General features: G+C 51.8%; 21 protein-coding genes. 15 read left to right on the top strand and 6 right to left on the bottom strand.

Translation table 11 applies throughout. The features are described from left to right. The first annotated feature begins 75 nt into the window (after nucleotides 1-75). The 3 genes from AC3Y2E_RS33095 (at nucleotide 76) to AC3Y2E_RS33085 (ending at nucleotide 1918) form a co-directional block, all read left to right on the top strand. Complete coding sequence (locus tag AC3Y2E_RS33095; protein WP_379217495.1) at nucleotides 76-999, top strand: NAD(P)/FAD-dependent oxidoreductase; 924 nt, start codon at nucleotides 76-78, stop codon at nucleotides 997-999. A gap of 33 nt (nucleotides 1000-1032) precedes the next feature. Then, on the top strand, nucleotides 1033-1287 hold the full coding sequence (locus tag AC3Y2E_RS33090; protein WP_190932141.1) for a glutaredoxin family protein: 255 nt from the start codon (nucleotides 1033-1035) through the stop codon (nucleotides 1285-1287). A 76-nt stretch (nucleotides 1288-1363) separates the two neighbouring features. Beyond that, nucleotides 1364-1918: a peroxiredoxin gene (locus AC3Y2E_RS33085; protein ID WP_379217494.1), complete on the top strand. Its 555-nt coding sequence runs from the start codon at nucleotides 1364-1366 to the stop codon at nucleotides 1916-1918. Between the two features lie 139 nt (nucleotides 1919-2057). On the opposite strand, the gene AC3Y2E_RS33080 is transcribed toward AC3Y2E_RS33085, so the two are convergent. Both AC3Y2E_RS33080 and AC3Y2E_RS33075 read right to left on the bottom strand, forming a co-directional pair. After that, nucleotides 2058-2492, bottom strand: coding sequence for a hypothetical protein (locus tag AC3Y2E_RS33080; RefSeq protein WP_379217493.1), 435 nt, complete (start codon nucleotides 2490-2492; stop codon nucleotides 2058-2060). A 66-nt stretch (nucleotides 2493-2558) separates the two neighbouring features. Next, a complete protein-coding gene (locus tag AC3Y2E_RS33075) occupies nucleotides 2559-3008 on the bottom strand; it encodes a hypothetical protein (RefSeq protein WP_190932138.1) in 450 nt (149 codons plus the stop codon). Nucleotides 3009-3158: 150 nt separating this feature from the next. On the opposite strand from AC3Y2E_RS33075, the gene AC3Y2E_RS33070 reads away from it, so the two are divergent. Continuing rightward, a complete protein-coding gene (locus AC3Y2E_RS33070) occupies nucleotides 3159-3536 on the top strand; it encodes a DUF423 domain-containing protein (RefSeq protein WP_379217492.1) in 378 nt (125 codons plus the stop codon). Between the two features lie 114 nt (nucleotides 3537-3650). Here the strand turns inward: AC3Y2E_RS33070 and AC3Y2E_RS33065 are convergent, their stop codons facing one another. Next, nucleotides 3651-3956, bottom strand: coding sequence for a hypothetical protein (locus AC3Y2E_RS33065; protein WP_190932136.1), 306 nt, complete (start codon nucleotides 3954-3956; stop codon nucleotides 3651-3653). Between the two features lie 81 nt (nucleotides 3957-4037). Continuing rightward, nucleotides 4038-5270: an NAD(P)/FAD-dependent oxidoreductase gene (locus AC3Y2E_RS33060; protein ID WP_379217491.1), complete on the bottom strand. Its 1233-nt coding sequence runs from the start codon at nucleotides 5268-5270 to the stop codon at nucleotides 4038-4040. 204 nt (nucleotides 5271-5474) lie between these two features. Between AC3Y2E_RS33060 and AC3Y2E_RS33055 the strand changes: the two genes are divergently transcribed. Both AC3Y2E_RS33055 and AC3Y2E_RS33050 read left to right on the top strand, forming a co-directional pair. Further along, nucleotides 5475-5717 (top strand): hypothetical protein, encoded by a 243-nt coding sequence (locus AC3Y2E_RS33055; protein ID WP_332071781.1) that lies wholly within the window; start codon nucleotides 5475-5477, stop codon nucleotides 5715-5717. Nucleotides 5718-5731: 14 nt separating this feature from the next. Beyond that, the gene (locus AC3Y2E_RS33050; RefSeq protein WP_379217490.1) at nucleotides 5732-6172 is read left to right on the top strand and encodes a spore coat protein; all 441 of its coding nucleotides are present in this window, start codon (nucleotides 5732-5734) and stop codon (nucleotides 6170-6172) included. Between the two features lie 178 nt (nucleotides 6173-6350). Here the strand turns inward: AC3Y2E_RS33050 and AC3Y2E_RS33045 are convergent, their stop codons facing one another. Next, complete coding sequence (locus tag AC3Y2E_RS33045; protein WP_379217489.1) at nucleotides 6351-6950, bottom strand: hypothetical protein; 600 nt, start codon at nucleotides 6948-6950, stop codon at nucleotides 6351-6353. Nucleotides 6951-7151: 201 nt separating this feature from the next. Here AC3Y2E_RS33045 and AC3Y2E_RS33040 point away from each other — a divergent pair, with 201 nt between their 5' ends. Beyond that, the gene (locus AC3Y2E_RS33040) at nucleotides 7152-7451 is read left to right on the top strand and encodes a YunC family protein (protein WP_190932132.1); all 300 of its coding nucleotides are present in this window, start codon (nucleotides 7152-7154) and stop codon (nucleotides 7449-7451) included. 290 nt (nucleotides 7452-7741) lie between these two features. On the opposite strand, the gene AC3Y2E_RS33035 is transcribed toward AC3Y2E_RS33040, so the two are convergent. Then, on the bottom strand, nucleotides 7742-8110 hold the full coding sequence (locus AC3Y2E_RS33035) for a helix-turn-helix domain-containing protein (protein WP_190932157.1): 369 nt from the start codon (nucleotides 8108-8110) through the stop codon (nucleotides 7742-7744). Nucleotides 8111-8518: 408 nt separating this feature from the next. On the opposite strand from AC3Y2E_RS33035, the gene AC3Y2E_RS33030 reads away from it, so the two are divergent. From AC3Y2E_RS33030 to AC3Y2E_RS32995, 8 genes are all read left to right on the top strand, one after another. After that, the gene (locus AC3Y2E_RS33030; protein WP_379217488.1) at nucleotides 8519-8683 is read left to right on the top strand and encodes a hypothetical protein; all 165 of its coding nucleotides are present in this window, start codon (nucleotides 8519-8521) and stop codon (nucleotides 8681-8683) included. A gap of 290 nt (nucleotides 8684-8973) precedes the next feature. Beyond that, nucleotides 8974-10962, top strand: a complete 1989-nt coding sequence (locus tag AC3Y2E_RS33025; RefSeq protein ID WP_379217487.1) for an asparagine synthase-related protein — start codon at nucleotides 8974-8976, stop codon at nucleotides 10960-10962. Continuing rightward, nucleotides 10922-11053 (top strand): paeninodin family lasso peptide, encoded by a 132-nt coding sequence (locus AC3Y2E_RS33020; protein ID WP_190932129.1) that lies wholly within the window; start codon nucleotides 10922-10924, stop codon nucleotides 11051-11053. Before AC3Y2E_RS33025 ends, AC3Y2E_RS33020 begins: the two co-directional genes overlap by 41 nt. Before the next feature lie 83 nt (nucleotides 11054-11136). After that, complete coding sequence (locus AC3Y2E_RS33015; RefSeq protein WP_379217486.1) at nucleotides 11137-12063, top strand: HPr kinase/phosphorylase; 927 nt, start codon at nucleotides 11137-11139, stop codon at nucleotides 12061-12063. 6 nt (nucleotides 12064-12069) lie between these two features. Next, complete coding sequence (locus AC3Y2E_RS33010) at nucleotides 12070-12360, top strand: lasso peptide biosynthesis PqqD family chaperone (protein WP_379217497.1); 291 nt, start codon at nucleotides 12070-12072, stop codon at nucleotides 12358-12360. A gap of 63 nt (nucleotides 12361-12423) precedes the next feature. Continuing rightward, on the top strand, nucleotides 12424-12879 hold the full coding sequence (locus AC3Y2E_RS33005) for a lasso peptide biosynthesis B2 protein (RefSeq protein ID WP_379217496.1): 456 nt from the start codon (nucleotides 12424-12426) through the stop codon (nucleotides 12877-12879). Beyond that, nucleotides 12872-14026, top strand: coding sequence for a nucleotidyltransferase domain-containing protein (locus AC3Y2E_RS33000; protein ID WP_379217485.1), 1155 nt, complete (start codon nucleotides 12872-12874; stop codon nucleotides 14024-14026). Before AC3Y2E_RS33005 ends, AC3Y2E_RS33000 begins: the two co-directional genes overlap by 8 nt. A 1-nt stretch (nucleotide 14027) precedes the next feature. Then, the gene (locus tag AC3Y2E_RS32995; RefSeq protein WP_379217484.1) at nucleotides 14028-15815 is read left to right on the top strand and encodes an ABC transporter ATP-binding protein; all 1788 of its coding nucleotides are present in this window, start codon (nucleotides 14028-14030) and stop codon (nucleotides 15813-15815) included. The last annotated feature ends 40 nt before the right edge of the window (nucleotides 15816-15855 follow it).

Raw genomic sequence — 15855 nt, 5'->3', positions numbered from 1 at the left:
GTATTGACTTTAATTAGATATAGTTTATAATCATTATTAAAAGATAGTTATTTGTCACTGATGAGGGGTGAACGAATGTACGATGTCATTATTATCGGCGGTGGTCCGGCAGGTTCTTCTGCTGCGATTTATACGGCCAGAGGAAATTTAAAGACGCTAGTGATCGATAAAGCTCCATTCACGGGAGCTTTGGCCTTAACTCACAAAATCGCCAACTACCCGGGCGTAGAGGGCGAATGGAGCGGCAAGGAGCTGCTCGAAACATTTCGCCGTCAAGCGTCGGCATTCGGAGCGGAATACATCCAGACCACGATAACGGCGGTTGATGTGGAGGATGAGATCAAGACTGTATTTACGGCGGACGGGGTATTTGAGGCGAAAGCCGTCATTTTTGCTACCGGTTCCAAGGGACGCAATCGGATGATTCCCGGGGAAGAGCGCTTGCTCGGCAAAGGAGTCAGCATTTGCGCCACTTGCGACGGTGCCTTTTTCACAGGCCAGCCGGTCATCGTCATCGGCGATTCCGAGGAAGCCTTGGAGGAAGCGGCCGCCTTATCCAAATTCGCAAGCCGGATTACGTTCCTGGTGCCCCGCGCCGAGCTGCAGGGTGTGGATCATGCGCCGGAACTGCCGGGGACGGAGTGGATGTTTCGGACAAGACCGCTCGAGATCGTCGGCGAACGAAGCGTCGAGGGAGTGAAGATTCGTACTGCGGGCGGCGAAGAGCGGATTCTTGAAGCGGACGGCGTATTTGTATTTTTGTCCGGGAGCAAGCCGGGCACGGAGCTGATCAAAGAGCAAGTGCCCCTCGACGACGAAGGTTTTATGATTCTCGATTCCCTGATGCAGTCGCCGGTACCGGGCGTATTCGGCGCGGGGGAAGTCCGCAGGACGCCGGTCAAGCAAGCGGTTGTCGCTGCGGCGGACGGTGCGATCGCGGCAATGGCCGTCGATAAATATATTCATAAGCGGACGCAAGTGCTGCCGCAGTATAAATAAAAGCCGATATCCGGATAAGGAGCGTGTATATACATGTCAACTGCAATCGTATATTCCAGCACAAACTGCCACTACTGCGGGCAATTGAAACAATATTTGAAAGACCAGGGCATCACCTACGAGGAACGCAACATCGATACGAATCCTGAGCATGCGGAGCAGCTGGAGAGCATGGGCTTGATGTCGGTGCCTGTAACGGTGATCGGAGACATGCACATTCTCGGTCTGAACCCGAGCCGCATCCGCAAAGCGCTTGCCGCCGTGGCGGACGCCGCAGCCGCTAATTAACGGGGCGGATTTCCGCTATTGTTCATAACCATTTCACTAGGAATACCATTACCCAACATCAGGAGGAATTGTAGCTATGACAACAACTGTACAAGCTTTGGCCAAAATGGGACAACCTGCGCCGGCTTTTAACCTGCCTTCGACCAAAAACGTGGAAACGCTTGAGGAGAACGTTAAACTGGAGGATTACAAAGGAAAATGGGTGATGCTGTTTTTCTGGCCGTTCGATTTTACGTTCGTATGTCCGACTGAGATCATCGCCTTTAGCGACCGGTACGAGGAGTTCCTCGATCTGGATTGCGACATAGTCGGGGTATCCGTCGACAGCGTGTATACGCACCGCGCCTGGATGGACACGCCTCGCGACCGCAACGGCATCGGCCCGATCCGCTACCCGATGGCCGGCGACGTTATGAGGGAGGCGGCGAGCGCATACGGCGTACTCGACGAGAAGTCCGGCGTTGCTCATCGCGGGCTGTTCATCATCGATCCGGAAGGTATTTTGCGCTATCAGGTCGTAACGGATATGAACGTCGGCCGCAGCGTCGACGAGACGCTGCGCGTGCTGCAGGCGCTGCAAGCGGGCGGATTGTGTCCGGCCAACTGGAAGCCGGGCCAGAAGATGCTGTAATCGGCCTGCCGCTGGGGCTCAATTATCACAAGCCTGTGATCTTCACGATCAGATAGGGTCCATTGGGCACAAAAAAGACGCTTCCTCCTCCACTCCGAAGTGGCGGGAAGCGTCTTTTGATTTTGGCGCAGCGTTATCGTTAGCGCTCGAATATAGCCGGTTTCCCGTCCGCTGCCGAAACCTCGATCCGGACATGGGGATGGACCCCAGGCCGCGGCTCATACGCTTCCCCGGCTGCGTCGACAATTTCCGCATAAGCGATCGATATCGTTCCGCGTGGCACCCATTCGGCTCTGTAAGCATAGTCGCCGTCGATGGATATTTTCGCTTGCTTCCAGACGGCCGCGCCGGTGTTGCGGATGACGATATGCCGATCGGTAAACGAGACGGAAGCGTTCAATCGGGCCGCCCCTTCCGCCGTTCCCTCGAAGCCCGGGAGCACCATGGACAGCAGCAGCAGCGTTGCCATCGGGCGTCCGATCATCGAGCTGTACGGCTGCTTGCCATTGTTCCCATGGAACCCGAAAGTTTTGGTTAGCCGGACCAGCCATTGTGTCCAAGCTTTGGGCAACATCTAGATCACCGCCTTATCGGTAAGCTGTTTGAAATAGCGGAACGGCTAGCAAAAACCGTCTTTGCCTTACACCGCTTGTCCGGATAGTACAAGTCCGATCAAAAAGAGCAGAAAGAAGCCGACTATCGGTAAAAAGCAAAAAATCGTGCCCAAGATGCCGAACACCTTTTTCCGTTCTTTTTGAAACAGAGAGACGATTCCGAGAACGCCTCCGACGATATCGAGCACGAGCGCGCCTAGAATAAGAAATACGAATAAGATAAGGATAGGCGATTTCTCAAGCAGCATTTGTTCGTCCGGCAGCCCGCCGCCGGTTATTAAGTCGGCCGCCAGGCTAGTCATAACTACAAAAGACAGGATGATTGCGCCCAGCATCGTTACGGAAATGATAAACGAAGCGATCCCGAGTCCGGAATGCTTAAGCGGTTGGGCGGGGGGCATGTAAGAGGCACCGGTCAGATGTGGATCGTTCGCCGGCACCGGGTTGTTCTGAACGTCATTTGGCCTTTGTTCCATCGGTAAACTCCTTTAATTATCAGCTACCATTCTACTGTAAAGTAAGGAAAGCGCCGATGTCAACCGGTTCACGGAATGTTCGCTGGCGCTGCATGGTGCGTTCCTGTATGCTGGATGTATAAGAGCAAAAAAGGAAAGGGAGCTGGATGTATGCTTCGCAAATATGTAAGCTGGGGGGCCATCGCGATGCTGCTTGCGGTGGCGCTGGGAGCGTTCGGCGCTCACGGCCTTGAGGACAAGCTGAAAGCCAATCTGATGTCCGCTTATCAGACGGGAGTCCAATACCATATCGCCCACGCGCTTGGCTTGATTGTTATCGGTCTGGCGGCAGGGAAGCTCGGCGAGTCGAAATGGCTTTCCCGGGCTGGACTGTTTATGTTGATCGGAATCGTTTTGTTCTCAGGCAGCTTGTATGTGATGGCCGTTACCGAAATAACCAAGCTTGGAATCATTACACCTTTTGGCGGAGTATCGTTTATGCTCGGCTGGATTTTCCTGGCACTGGCCGCGCGGAAGTCTAACCAGTAAAGTGTTAAAAAAAACGGACCGGAAGCGAAAGGCAGCAGCCTTCAGACGCTTTCGGTCCTTTTTATCAAGAGTTATCAGCGAAGCTGAATCCGTTCTGCTCGCAAGAAGCTTCTATTACCAGAACAAACCGGGATAACCTCCGTACGGATATCCGCCGTATCCGTACCCGCCGTATCCTCCATAACCGCCATAACCGTATCCGCCGTAGCCTCCGTAAGTGCCGATGGCCAGCAGGTCGAACAGGACGAGCGGGATTACCGCTTTTGTCCTTACTCCTTTGCCTTTTGGCCGTTCCAGGACCAGTCGGTTGCCGTTCAAGCTTTTCAGAAGACCTGTTACGACCGCACCGTCTTTTTTCACCGCATAGATCGGTTTCCCTATCAGTTTCTTCACATCTTGTCTTTTCACGGTAGACTGCACAGGTGTTCCTCCCTTCGCCAGGCTACCTCATAGTATGCAGGTCTGCCGCCCGATGCTTGGACACCTATCTATCCGCGGCAATCATTGGTTCGATGAGGCGGGCGAGAGCGTCCGGCTCGGACGATCGACCCGAAACAGTTCCGCATCGGGGTGACCGCCATTCACGATAAGGCCGCTCAGGATGGATGCTGCGATCTTGCTGTACACCGTTCCATTCCCGCCGTACCCGAGTGCCAGGAAACATCGCGGGGAGGAGGGTTGAGGCCCGATCATCGGGAGACCGTCGTGGGTGCTGCCGAATGCCGCCGCCCAGCTGTAGCTGGCACGCAGTTCCGGAAGCCGCGGAAACATCCCGTGCAACCTCTCGAGCAGCATAGAAGCTTTGTGCGGCAGCATCCGGTTGCGTTCTTCCGCGATGTTTGTCCGCTCGTCGAATCCTCCGGCGATAATCCGGTTATCCGCCGTCGTGCGGATATACATATAAGGTCTGGCCGTTTCCCAGATCAGGCAGCGATGCGGCCAGTCCGGAAAGCTCTCCAGAGGCTGAGTGGCGATCGCAAATGTGCTCGAAAGTACGGCGTTCGGATTCGCAATCCGCTCCTGAGTTTCGTATCCCGAGGCGAAAACGACGTATCTCGCCCGTATTTTCCACTTATCCGTATAAAGCGTAATGCTGTCCGGACTCGTCGTATGCCGCTTCACTTCCGTATGCTCATAGATCCGCCCGCCTTGCCGCGCGATCGCTGCAAGCAAACCGTTGACGAAACGATAAGGGTTCAGCTCGGCATCGCCCCGGGAATAAAGGGCCGCCTTGCCGAAAGCGAATCGCGAGGCGGTCGTCCGCTCGCCCCAATACTCTGCATCGAATCCGTACCCGGTTAAGATCCCGCATTCCTTCTTCAAAGCGGCTGCATCCTCCGGACGGCTCGCTACATACAGGCTATCTCTTCTTACGAAATTCGCACCCTCGATACTGGAGCATAAATGCTGTAGTTCGCTGACCGCCTCGCGGCATAAGGAGTAAAAGCGGACTGCCTGCTCCGTACCAAAAGAATGGATACAAGCGGACAGCGGCTTATCGCTGATATATTGCAAGAGACCTGTATTCATGCAAGAACTTCCCGAGCCTGCCTTCCGTTTGTCTACCACGATCACGTCCAGGCCATGCCTGATAAGCTCATAAGCGCATAGTGCCCCGGTGCAGCCTGCGCCAATAATCGCAACGTCGCACGAGATGTCCTGATCGAGCACCGGAAAGGCGGGGGGCGCGGGAAGCGTATCGATCCAGCACGATTGACCGGAATACAACTCCATAATAAGCACACTCTTTCCAAAGATAGTCGGAGCTAATAAGTGAAACGAAACGGGAAAGTGAAGCTTCAGACCATTTTTTCGGAAACGGAATTTGCTTCTGGCTTTGTACGTTAGTATGTACAGGCGGTGAGTGCACATGCATACATAAGGAGAAATCGGCTGGGGCATCTTAATCAATGGAACTTTCGAAGGGAGGGATCAAATATGCAGATGAATGGGCTACAGCCGTTAACGGCCAAAGAACTTGAATACGTAGCGGATACGATGTCGAACGAGGATTTGCTGATCAAGCTTTGCGCAGCTACTGCTTCGACGACGAACAACCCGCAGGTACGCAATATTTGCCTGGATATGCTTCATACCCATGAGCAGCATTATCACACTCTGCTCAACAGCTTGCAGCATCATATGAACTTGGCTCCGCAGCAGCCGGGGACTTCCCAATAAGGAGGAGAAGCGTCTTGTACTCAACCATGCAGCAGCAACAACAGCAACAACAACAGCAGCAAAGCGGTTCGTTTATGCCGGAGCAGGACTTGCTGTACACGATCTTATGCGAGCTGAAACGTTCGGTTCGCGAATACACGACCGCCACGACGGAATCGAATTGCCCTGCGATCCGTCAAATGTTTACGGAGCTGACAACGAGCACCCTGACCATGCAGGGCCGGCTTTACACCCTGATGAAGCAGCAGAATATGTATAATACCGCCTCTCCAGTGCTGCGTCAGGAAATCGACAAGCAGTTGAAGCAGTACAGCCAAGACGGGCAGAAAACGTCTCAATTCGTTCAGCAAAAAATGTCCGCAAGCAAGCAGGGCTATGCGCAGCAGGCACCGATGTTCGCGAACAACTACCAGCAATCCCAGCACCAACAGCAGCAGCATATGCCTTACAATTGATTCGCCGGATATAAGAAAAGCTTCTAAACGAAGCTCTTTCCACGACGAATGACCCTGCGTAAGCGGAAGCTTTTCTTGGTAAAGAATGTATTAATTTACCGCTTTAAACGTTAGAAAACGGGCTGATCGTCAGGTTTTCAGACCTGTACGACCAGCCCGTTTCGTATGCGCTCCGTCATCAACCGGTAATAATATCTTCGATTTCGTTCAAGTTAAACGAATACACTTTCTTTTCATCCACGTGGTAAATCGTCAGCTGCTGCCCGGCCGCGTCGAATCGGAGAATCCGGCAAGGGATGCTCAGTCTGATTCCTTTTTCCTTCACCGCCACGATTCGAACGAGCGTGCCTTTGGCTTGAAGATCGGACAAATTGTCGAAGCTTAAGCTGGATTTGAGGTTGCCAGCCGGAGAGTCCTTCATAGGAGCGGGCTCTTTCGTTTTGCCGCCGGCAGGCTCGCCGATCAGCGATTTCTCCCCAGCGGGATTCGGCTCCGGCTTGTCAGGACGATCTTTCTCCCGACCGTTCGGCGGCGGAACCTTAACAGGGGCCGCTTGATGGGGAGGAATCGCGAACCGCTCGCCCTTGTTCTCCTTTAACGTTTTCTCGATTTCCTTGCCGAACTGAATGCCCTGCATAATCCGGAAATCCGCTACGTGGGGATGATTCAACGCTTGCAGCAGAGCAGCCAGTGCCATCATATGGGTAGGTTCTTCAACCAAAATCTCCACTTGGAATAAATGTTTTTTTTTCTCAAATTTGGACTTTTCTGGTCCCATAGTCTCACTCCGGAATTATTCAATAGGTATGTAGTCCTTAGTATATCAAAAAACACGGTTTCAAGTAACCGGAAATCCGCTTAAGCTCCTGCCTTTTCCGCCGCCAGGCGATCCGGCTCGAACTGGGCGAAAGACCGGACTAAGCGGGCAGCGCTTGCATATGCTGATACCAACCTGGAGGCGAAAGGAGAACCGTCTGGAATGATTGAAGCGAAACCTATCGTGATAGAGGGGCGTACCGTAATCGGCATTACCGTTTCCTTGCCGAAAACGACGCTGATCGCAGTCACCACGGACCGGGGCTACATCATGTGCGGCGCCTTGGACATCGGGCTGCTGAACGATCGGCTGAAGGATCGAAATATCATCGCTGGCCGGGCTACCGGCGTCCGCACGCTCGACGAGCTGCTCGACGCTCCCTTGGAGTCCGTCACCCACGAAGCGGAGCGGTTAGGCATCGTGCCGGGAATGAAGGGGCGGGATGCGGTTTTACGGATGTGAGGGGAGAGAGAGTAAGTCGCTAAGGCAAAGGCGATTTACTCTTTGTTTTTTAATTTATCAGAAAGTGTATCGTGGGAGTGGCTCTAAATCTCGGTAAACGCCAGCGTCAAAAGACGCCGGTAAGCGTTCATTTTTGGATCTGACAAAAAGAATAGTTTCCATCCCTTTCTGTTTCTCATATACTAATTAATAGGGAAAGATTTCTGGTCCATTTTGTATCAATGAAACATAAAGAAGAAGTCCTCATGGAACTGACGACCTCTTGGAAGGTTAAAAGCAACATATAAAGTTTATTTGAAGGAACGCTCCGCTCGAATAAAAGCAATGAACCGTTTGGCTTCTTCAACCGAAAGCTTCCTTCCGTCTACCGTAAGGCTGAATTTCTCCAAGATGTTCTCGTCGGATAGTTCCAGGCTGTCTACGAAATCCCGTACGTCCTTATCAAGCTCCGAGTATGGATCGTTGGTTCTGCCCAGCAAATAATCCAGAGATATGTCAAAATAGTTGGCTATGTTCCGCAAAGTCTCATAGTCCGGCTCTCTACGATTGGTTTCGTAGTGGGATAGGGAGGCGCGAGAGATCCCGAGTTTATGAGATAATTCCTCTTGCGTAAGGCCCCTCTTCTCGCGAAGATATGCTATTCTATCCCCACATTTCATCATCGTCTGTCCCCCTAAGTTCGAAATCCGATAATAGTAGTATACCCACTGGTACAACAGTAAAACAAGACGAACGATATAAATTTCGTAATCTAGCAAACGGAAGCAACTAAATATTCCCTTGATATACTAACGTTAGGAACTCCGAATGGAATGAATTTGATTATTTAGAAAAACGCGGAAATAATAAAGGGATAACGCTTGACTTTGATACGTTACGTATCTAAAATTAAATTGTTGATACAAAAGTATCATAACTCTATGACTACATACCTGTTCGGTTCGATATTGTTGATGAGCAAATCATTTCATATTTTACAACATTAGATGACTCATTGCACGCCAAAATTGATGAAGATCAGATCTACATTTTTGGGGGAGAAAATGGCCGAGAAGAGGGAAATCGATGTGTTGGAAGTAATGAGGCACCTGGAGATTGAAACAAAGAAAGTTTACCAGTTTTTATCCAGGCTGCAGGAGAGCTCGTTTAAGGAAACGGATCGGGTTCAAATAAGCGCGGCAAAGGGGGAGGAAGCGCAGCTCAAGCAGCAGGCCGAGAAGAACCGAGAGTAACTAGGGAGCGGCAGTATCGCGTAAGAGGGTTCAGGATCACAAGATCCGGGTTCATTCCGTTTTTGAGTTCAGCGCGCATAATCGCAGCGCCGGCTAATATAGTATTCATATCCGCTGTTTGCTAACGGCGGCAGTTTACACCGCGAAGTGGAATAGGAAAAAGGAACCAGTAGTGAGTCCTTGTAATCATAATGATACTATTTGTATCAAATTAGATTGACAATATACAAAATGTATCATAACATAAATCCGAGGACGACAACATTGCTTCAAATGCTGCAGGGGGAACCATGAGTGCACTAGTCGGTATTGTATACGATCATGAAGCGTCTGGACGGCTCCAGGACGAAGGAAGACGGATGATGCAAGCTCTTGAACCGTATCCTGCTGACGATCAGGGTACCTGGAATGACGGTATTGTCTTTCTTGGCTGTCACGCCCAATGGATCACTCCCCAATCGGTTGGCGAGCGGCTGCCCCTCTACCGGGATGAAGCCCGGCTCGCGATAACGGCGGACGCGATCCTCGATAATCGCGATGAGTTATTTCAGCAGCTGCAGATCGAAGCGGGGAGACGGGAGCAGATTACCGACAGTGAGCTGATCCTGGACGCTTACATGAAGTGGGGCACGGATACTCCGAAGTTTTTGCTCGGCGACTTCGCCTTTCTCATCTGGGACCGGAAAAATCATAGTTTGTTCGGAGCGAGGGATATATTCGGCAGCCGGACGTTGTACTATCACAGCAATCCGGAAAGGGCCGCGTTTTGTACGACGATCTCGCCCCTGCTCGCGATTCCCGGTGTGAAGACGGAGCCTGATGAAGTGTGGCTTGCGCAATATCTCGCGATCCCGACGATGCTGGATAATACGGATATACATACCACGGCGTACAAACATATTAATCAAATCCCGGCCTCCCATTCTTTCGTGATGAGAAGCGGAAGAATCGAGCTGACGAGGTACGGGACGCTTGTGCCTGAGACCCGGCTGCGCTTGCCTTCGAATGAGGACTACGAAGAAGCGTTTCGGGACGTATTTGAAAAAGCGGTTGCCTGCCGACTGCGCACCCATCGGAAGGTGGGGGCGACATTAAGCGGCGGCTTGGATTCGGGCCTGGTCGCGGGTACAGCCGCTAAACTCCTTCGACGGGAAGGAAGGCCGCTGCATGCGTTCAGCACGATTCCCGCTCCCGATTTTGTCGATTGGACATCAGCGAGCCGGATGGCGGACGAACGCCCGTTTATTCAGGAAACGGTCGGTTTCGTAGGCAATATTACGGAAAACTATTTGGACTTCCCGGACCTGAGTCCGTTTTCGGAAGTGGATGATTGGCTGGATGTGCTTCAGGCGCCTTACAAAAATTTCGAAAACTCGCACTGGATAAAAGGAATCTATGAAGAAGCTTCCAGACAAGGGGTAGGCATCCTGCTTACAGGCGCAGCCGGGAACTTCTCCATCTCGTGGGGGTCGGCGGCCGAATATTACGTCCATTTATTAAGGAAGCTTCGCTGGGTCCGTTTTTATCGCGAGCTGAAGCCTTACAGCAGAAATATGCGGATGGGCCGGCTTAACTTAATCAAAAGGCTGGGCAAGTATGCGTTCTTCCGCCCTACGCACCGCTCGATCGGCCAGATGGATATTGCTTCGATGATTCATCCGGATTTTGCCGAGAAAACGAACGTGTATGAACGGTTGAAAGATCAGGATATCGGCCTCGAATCCAGCGTCAGCATGATGAATGAAAGGGAAAGCTTCTTCCACAACCTGGCCGTTCAAAATATGCGTGGAGCTTCCTGCACGAAGCTGTCGCTGCGTCATTCGGTATGGGAGCGCGACCCTAGCAGTGATGCCCGAGTCGTACGGTTCTGCTTATCTTTGCCGCTCGACCAGTTTGTCCAGAACGGATACGACCGGTCGTTAATCCGGAGAGCCTCGAAGCCGTACTTGCCCGATAAAGTGCGGCTGAATCAACGGACCCGCGGGGTGCAAGGCGCGGATTGGCTGCATCGGATGCTGCCTGCATGGGGATTGTTTACTGACGAGCTTCGCGAGTTATCCAAGGATACCGGCGCATCGGCCTATTTAAACATCGCCGCAATCGACCAAGCTTTGGCCCGGATCGGCGACGCTCCGCGCCCGGAGCAGGCTTTCGATTCGGATGTAAGGTTTTTGATGCGAAGTTTGATCGCATTCCGGTTTATAAAACGGCTGCATGCAACGGAGGGAGGTGAAACGTATGAAAAAAGAGTGGCAGGCTCCTACATTGGAAGTCCTTGACGTCAGCATGACGATGTCCGGTATCGGTTCGACGAAAGTCGACTGGACATGGGTTGGCGGCAAGCTGGACGGGGATCTTTACGATTCCTAATCCGTACTTATTATGAGAATCCGAGCCCTTATACATAACCTGTATAGGGGCCCCTTTTTAAGAGGGGAGGGGGAAGCAATTGCATGATCATTCCTACAGCCAAGAGAAATGCCTATCGAGCGTTCGGGCTGCGTTTTTCCAGCGACCTTGCTTTGCCCGAACTCCTATCGATCGACGATGAAGAGGGGGCGCCTGACGTAGAAATCCGGATTGCCGATTTGTCCGGCATCTGGGACGACTCGTTGTTTCATGACTCTTATTATGCGGGCAAAGACGGGGACATTTATTTTCATTTGCCGGGAATCGCCCATGTTTGTATTCGGGGAGGCAGAGAGATTCTCGTGTCCCCGCTGGCGGGCTCGGATGAGAATCAGGTCCGGCTGTACGTGCTCGGAAGCTGTATGGGCGCCTTGTTGATGCAGCGTCAAATATTGCCGTTGCACGGCAGCGCGGTCGTCGTGGACGGCAAAGCTTATGCTTTCGTCGGCGAATCCGGGGCCGGCAAATCGACGCTTGCCGCTGCGTTCGTCCGTCAAGGGTACTCGCTTGTGAGCGATGACGTTATTGCCGTATCGTTGTCGCATGAGGGGACGCCGGTTGTAACCCCGTCGTATCCGCAGCAAAAATTATGGCAGGAAAGTCTGACCGGCTTCGGCATGCAGACGGATCAATATGCTCCGTTATACGGCGGAGTAAATAAATACGCGATCCCGGTCAAAAACCGTTTTTATTCGAGTCCGGTGCCGCTTGGCGGAATTTTCGAGCTGCTGCCTGCCCGGGACGACCTGTATGTTCATCAGCTGGAGGGACTGGAGAAGCTTCCTGTGTTCCGGTTCCATACGTACCGCAGCATGCTGATCCCGATCCTTCAATTGGAGAAATGGCATTTCCATATGTCGGCAAGCATCAGTACGCAGGTTCGGGTGTATCAGGTTCGAAGATCCGCTTCGTCCTTTGCCCCGGAACAGCTGCTCGCACGAATTGTGGATTCTATTAACAAAGGAGCTTGACCTGTGATGAGCGTTCAACCGCTTGAGCTTGACCAAGTCGTGATGCAGTCCGACGGATTTCTGGCGAGCAATATGAATGACGAGAAAGTAATGATGAGCGTCGAATCGGGCAAATATTACAACCTCGGCTCGATCGGAGGCCGAATCTGGGAATTGATCGAATCGCCGACTTCGGTCAGGCAAGTGGTCACTTCTTTAAGAGAAGAGTACGAGATCGACCAGGACGCTTGCGAGCGGCAGGTTTTGTCGTTTTTGCAGACGATGCTGACCGAGAAGCTCATACGAACCGGAACTTAAGGCTATGGCCAAATTGTAGCAGGAAGGGCGCACCTAACGTTGTGGAGAAAAGTGAAATCGTTTATGTCGCTGAACTCGGGCACGAAGCTGTTATTTATGGAAGCTTTTTTTTATCTGGGCTGGGCGAGACTATTAAAAGCGCTGCCTTTCGCAAAAGTCGCACCCTCCTTGGGAATCCGGATGATGGAGACGGATCTGGCGCCCAATCCGGCCCAGCGGAACGTTATTAAGCATATTTCGCAAGCGATTCAAGTGATGAGCCGCTACACTTGGTGGGAAAGCATGTGTCTGGTCAAGGCGATCGCCGGGATGAAGATGCTCGAAAGACGGGGGATCGAGAGCACCTTGTATCTGGGAACGACCAGAGACGAAAGCGGCAGCATGATCGCCCATGCGTGGCTGCGCAGCGGTCCGTATTATATTTCCGGGTATGAGGAAATGGAGCGGTTTACGGTCGTAGCCAAGTTCGGAAACGTTAGTAAGCGCCAAGCGAGCCAAAGGGGAGCCGTCAATGGGTAGCAAGTTCAAACTGAAACGGAGTTCGATGTCACAAGAGCTGAAGCTGCTGCTTTCCATCGTTGGCATGGAACATGCGCCGGACCTTCCCGGTCACATCTTGCGCACATCCGCATCAATCGACTGGGATCAGTTTATAGAGCTGACCCGGCACCATCGCGTGTATCCTTTGGTTTATTCGAATGTGAGCCGATTGGGCAAAGAACTTCTTCCGCAACACGTCGTTCAGGTTCTGCAGCAAGACTATACGAATAATACGTTTCAAATGCTTCGCTTAAGCGCAGAGATGCAGATGATCGGTATCAAATTGGACAAAAGCGAGATTCCGTATTTGCTAGTAAAAGGTCCTCTGCTTGCGGAACGTCTATATGGGGACATTTCGCTGCGGACCTGCAAAGATTTGGACATCCTTGTGGCGGATCAAGATCTGGAACGGGCAGGCGCGGTATTGCGCGATGCGGGTTACTTCGCGGCGGATGCCGACCCGGCCACGATCCTAACGGAAACAAGGGAGCATCATCATTCTTACATTCATCCTAATAAAAAAATACAGATCGAGCTTCACTGGAGATTGAATTGGAAAACCTGGAGCGAACCTACCTTCGACGAATTGTGGGCAAGAAAGAGGACGTTCTCTTTTAAAGGGGTTTCCGTGCACAGCTTCGGCCCCGAGGACTTGTTTCTCAGCTTGACTACTCACGGCGCCCGTCATGGCTGGTCCAGGCTTCGTTGGTTATCGGATATAGATAAATTAATGGCGGAGGAGCTTGATTGGAGCCGAATCGTGCAGCATCTGGAAGCGTATCGATTGCAGCATATTGGCGCGCAGGCTCTCCTGTTGACCTCCCGCTTGTTCGGAACGCAGACGGGCGACCGGCTGCCGGCCCTTCAACCCACCCGTCATTCTTACCGGCTCGCCAAGCTGGCGATCGAGTACATTCAGGGACGAAGAACGCATCAGTATTCGATATCCCTGGTAAAAGGAATGGCAAAGCTGAAATATTTCATTCATATGCTCCAACCGAAAGCGTATGATATGGAAATGTTTCCGCTGCCAAAAGGACTGCGTTTTTTGTATGTTCCGCTGCGGCCCCTCTTGTATATCAGGCGGAGATTTATGAAGCGCCAAGGGCTGACAAGGGAGATGTGAGATGGCGCCATTACTGCCTTATTTGAAGAAAATGCACCATGTCGTCGGGTTTAAGCTGTACATTAACTTTTTCAGTATGATGATCATCAGTTCCCTGGAAGGGGCGGCGATTTATTTATTGATCCCGATGCTGGGCGTGATCGGGGTTCTAAGCGTCGATGTGGGACCGATCCCGCTTATTGCCTGGATGAATCAGGGGTTTGCCCATGTTCCGGAAACCTTGCAATTGCTGGTTATCTTGCTCTCTTTCATCATGATTGTAACAATTCAAGCGTTCCTGCAAAGAAGCCAAACGATCCAGAACAGCAAAATCCAGCAAATGTTCATTAAATCTTTAAGATTCGAGACGTACCGGGCGATTCTGCAGTCGAATTGGAGCTTGTTCGTTAAGAAGAGAAGAGCCGATTTTACGCATATGATGACTCACGAGATTGCGAATGTAAGCCAGGGCACCGTTTCCGCGCTTGGGTTGGGAACTAACCTGGTATTTACCGGCATTCAGATCGTGTTTGCTCTATGGTTATCGGTAAAGCTGACGTTGTTTGTGCTGGTCAGCGGCATTTTGCTAGCTTTGTTCTCGCGGAAATTTATTAGAAAAGCCAAACATTTGGGAGAAAACATCACTCTGTTGGCTCGGACCTATACGGCGGGCGTCACCGAGCATTTTAACGGGATCAAAGATATAAAAAGCAATACGCTGGAAGAGCATCACTATACGTGGTTTACTCGATTGGGCAACAAGATGGAGGCTACTTATGTCCAATTTTCGCGGCTGCAAACGACTTCCCAATTCGTCTATCGCGTAGTATCGACGCTGCTGATCGCCATGTTCATTTGGGTGTCGATTAAGCTTCTTCGCGCCGAACCGGGGCAGCTGATGCTGGTTATCCTTATCTTTACCCGATTGTGGCCGAGATTTACGTCCATCCAATCGAGCTGGCAGCAGATTGTTTCTACCTTTCCGGCCTTTGAGAGTTTGTCGGGTTTGCACCGGGAATGCGCGGACGCCAAGGAGCTGGATATCGACCGTCACGGCCAAGCTGTAACCACCATGCGTATGGAACAAAGTATCGAATGCCGCCATTTATTTTACCGGTATGATCCCCATGAACCGGTCTATGCCCTTCACGACGTCAGCTTTCAAATTGTCGCGAATAGTATGACCGCCGTTGTAGGGAAGTCGGGTGCAGGAAAAAGTACCTTGATCGATCTTCTGATCGGATTGATTGAGCCGGAAGGGGGCGAGATTCGGATAGACGGAATTCCCCTGACCCCTGCCAACCGGCCGTCCATTCGAGGGGCGATCAGTTACGTTTCGCAAGATCCGTTCCTTTTTCACGCCACCGTCCGGGAAAATCTAATGATGGTCGTACCGGGCGCCAAAGAGGAGGAGATGTGGGAGGCTCTCCGGTTTTCCGCATCGGATGAATTTGTAAGCAAACTTCCGCAAGGTTTGGATACCGTTATCGGCGACCGGGGGATTAAACTGTCGGGCGGGGAGCGGCAGAGGCTCGTATTGGCAAGGGCGATCCTGCGAAAACCGCTCATTCTGGTGCTCGATGAGGCCACGAGCGCGCTGGATCACGAAAATGAGACGAAAATTCAGGAAGCTCTCGATCGTTTGAAAGGGAAAATGACCTTAATCGTCATCGCTCACAGGCTCTCTACAATTCGAAATGCCGATCAGGTGATCGTACTGGAGAACGGGAGAATTATCCAACAAGGGGAGTACCAGAAGCTGTCCGATGAAACGAGAGGCACGTTCAGCAAAATGATAGCCTCAGGCTGACGTATTACTGTGAATGCAGTCGCACAATTTGGGAGAGGAT

The organism is Paenibacillus sp. MAH-35 (assembly GCF_058135425.1).
This window is presented reverse-complemented; position numbering and strand designations above follow the sequence as displayed.

Bases quoted from the DNA above. Each gene is read 5' to 3' on its own strand.
- AC3Y2E_RS33040 (WP_190932132.1), top strand. From the start codon at position 7,152: ATGATTGAAGCGAAACCTATCGTGATAGAGGGGCGTACCGTAATCGGC.
- AC3Y2E_RS33035 (WP_190932157.1), bottom strand. From the start codon at position 8,110: ATGAAATGTGGGGATAGAATAGCATATCTTCGCGAGAAGAGGGGCCTT.
- AC3Y2E_RS33095 (WP_379217495.1), top strand. From the start codon at position 76: ATGTACGATGTCATTATTATCGGCGGTGGTCCGGCAGGTTCTTCTGCT.
- AC3Y2E_RS33025 (WP_379217487.1), top strand. From the start codon at position 8,974: ATGAGTGCACTAGTCGGTATTGTATACGATCATGAAGCGTCTGGACGG.
- AC3Y2E_RS33015 (WP_379217486.1), top strand. From the start codon at position 11,137: ATGATCATTCCTACAGCCAAGAGAAATGCCTATCGAGCGTTCGGGCTG.
- AC3Y2E_RS32995 (WP_379217484.1), top strand. From the start codon at position 14,028: ATGGCGCCATTACTGCCTTATTTGAAGAAAATGCACCATGTCGTCGGG.
- AC3Y2E_RS33085 (WP_379217494.1), top strand. From the start codon at position 1,364: ATGACAACAACTGTACAAGCTTTGGCCAAAATGGGACAACCTGCGCCG.
- AC3Y2E_RS33005 (WP_379217496.1), top strand. From the start codon at position 12,424: ATGTCGCTGAACTCGGGCACGAAGCTGTTATTTATGGAAGCTTTTTTT.
- AC3Y2E_RS33045 (WP_379217489.1), bottom strand. From the start codon at position 6,950: ATGGGACCAGAAAAGTCCAAATTTGAGAAAAAAAAACATTTATTCCAA.
- AC3Y2E_RS33075 (WP_190932138.1), bottom strand. From the start codon at position 3,008: ATGGAACAAAGGCCAAATGACGTTCAGAACAACCCGGTGCCGGCGAAC.
- AC3Y2E_RS33070 (WP_379217492.1), top strand. From the start codon at position 3,159: ATGCTTCGCAAATATGTAAGCTGGGGGGCCATCGCGATGCTGCTTGCG.
- AC3Y2E_RS33080 (WP_379217493.1), bottom strand. From the start codon at position 2,492: ATGTTGCCCAAAGCTTGGACACAATGGCTGGTCCGGCTAACCAAAACT.
- AC3Y2E_RS33090 (WP_190932141.1), top strand. From the start codon at position 1,033: ATGTCAACTGCAATCGTATATTCCAGCACAAACTGCCACTACTGCGGG.
- AC3Y2E_RS33020 (WP_190932129.1), top strand. From the start codon at position 10,922: ATGAAAAAAGAGTGGCAGGCTCCTACATTGGAAGTCCTTGACGTCAGC.
- AC3Y2E_RS33000 (WP_379217485.1), top strand. From the start codon at position 12,872: ATGGGTAGCAAGTTCAAACTGAAACGGAGTTCGATGTCACAAGAGCTG.
- AC3Y2E_RS33060 (WP_379217491.1), bottom strand. From the start codon at position 5,270: ATGGAGTTGTATTCCGGTCAATCGTGCTGGATCGATACGCTTCCCGCG.
- AC3Y2E_RS33010 (WP_379217497.1), top strand. From the start codon at position 12,070: ATGAGCGTTCAACCGCTTGAGCTTGACCAAGTCGTGATGCAGTCCGAC.
- AC3Y2E_RS33055 (WP_332071781.1), top strand. From the start codon at position 5,475: ATGCAGATGAATGGGCTACAGCCGTTAACGGCCAAAGAACTTGAATAC.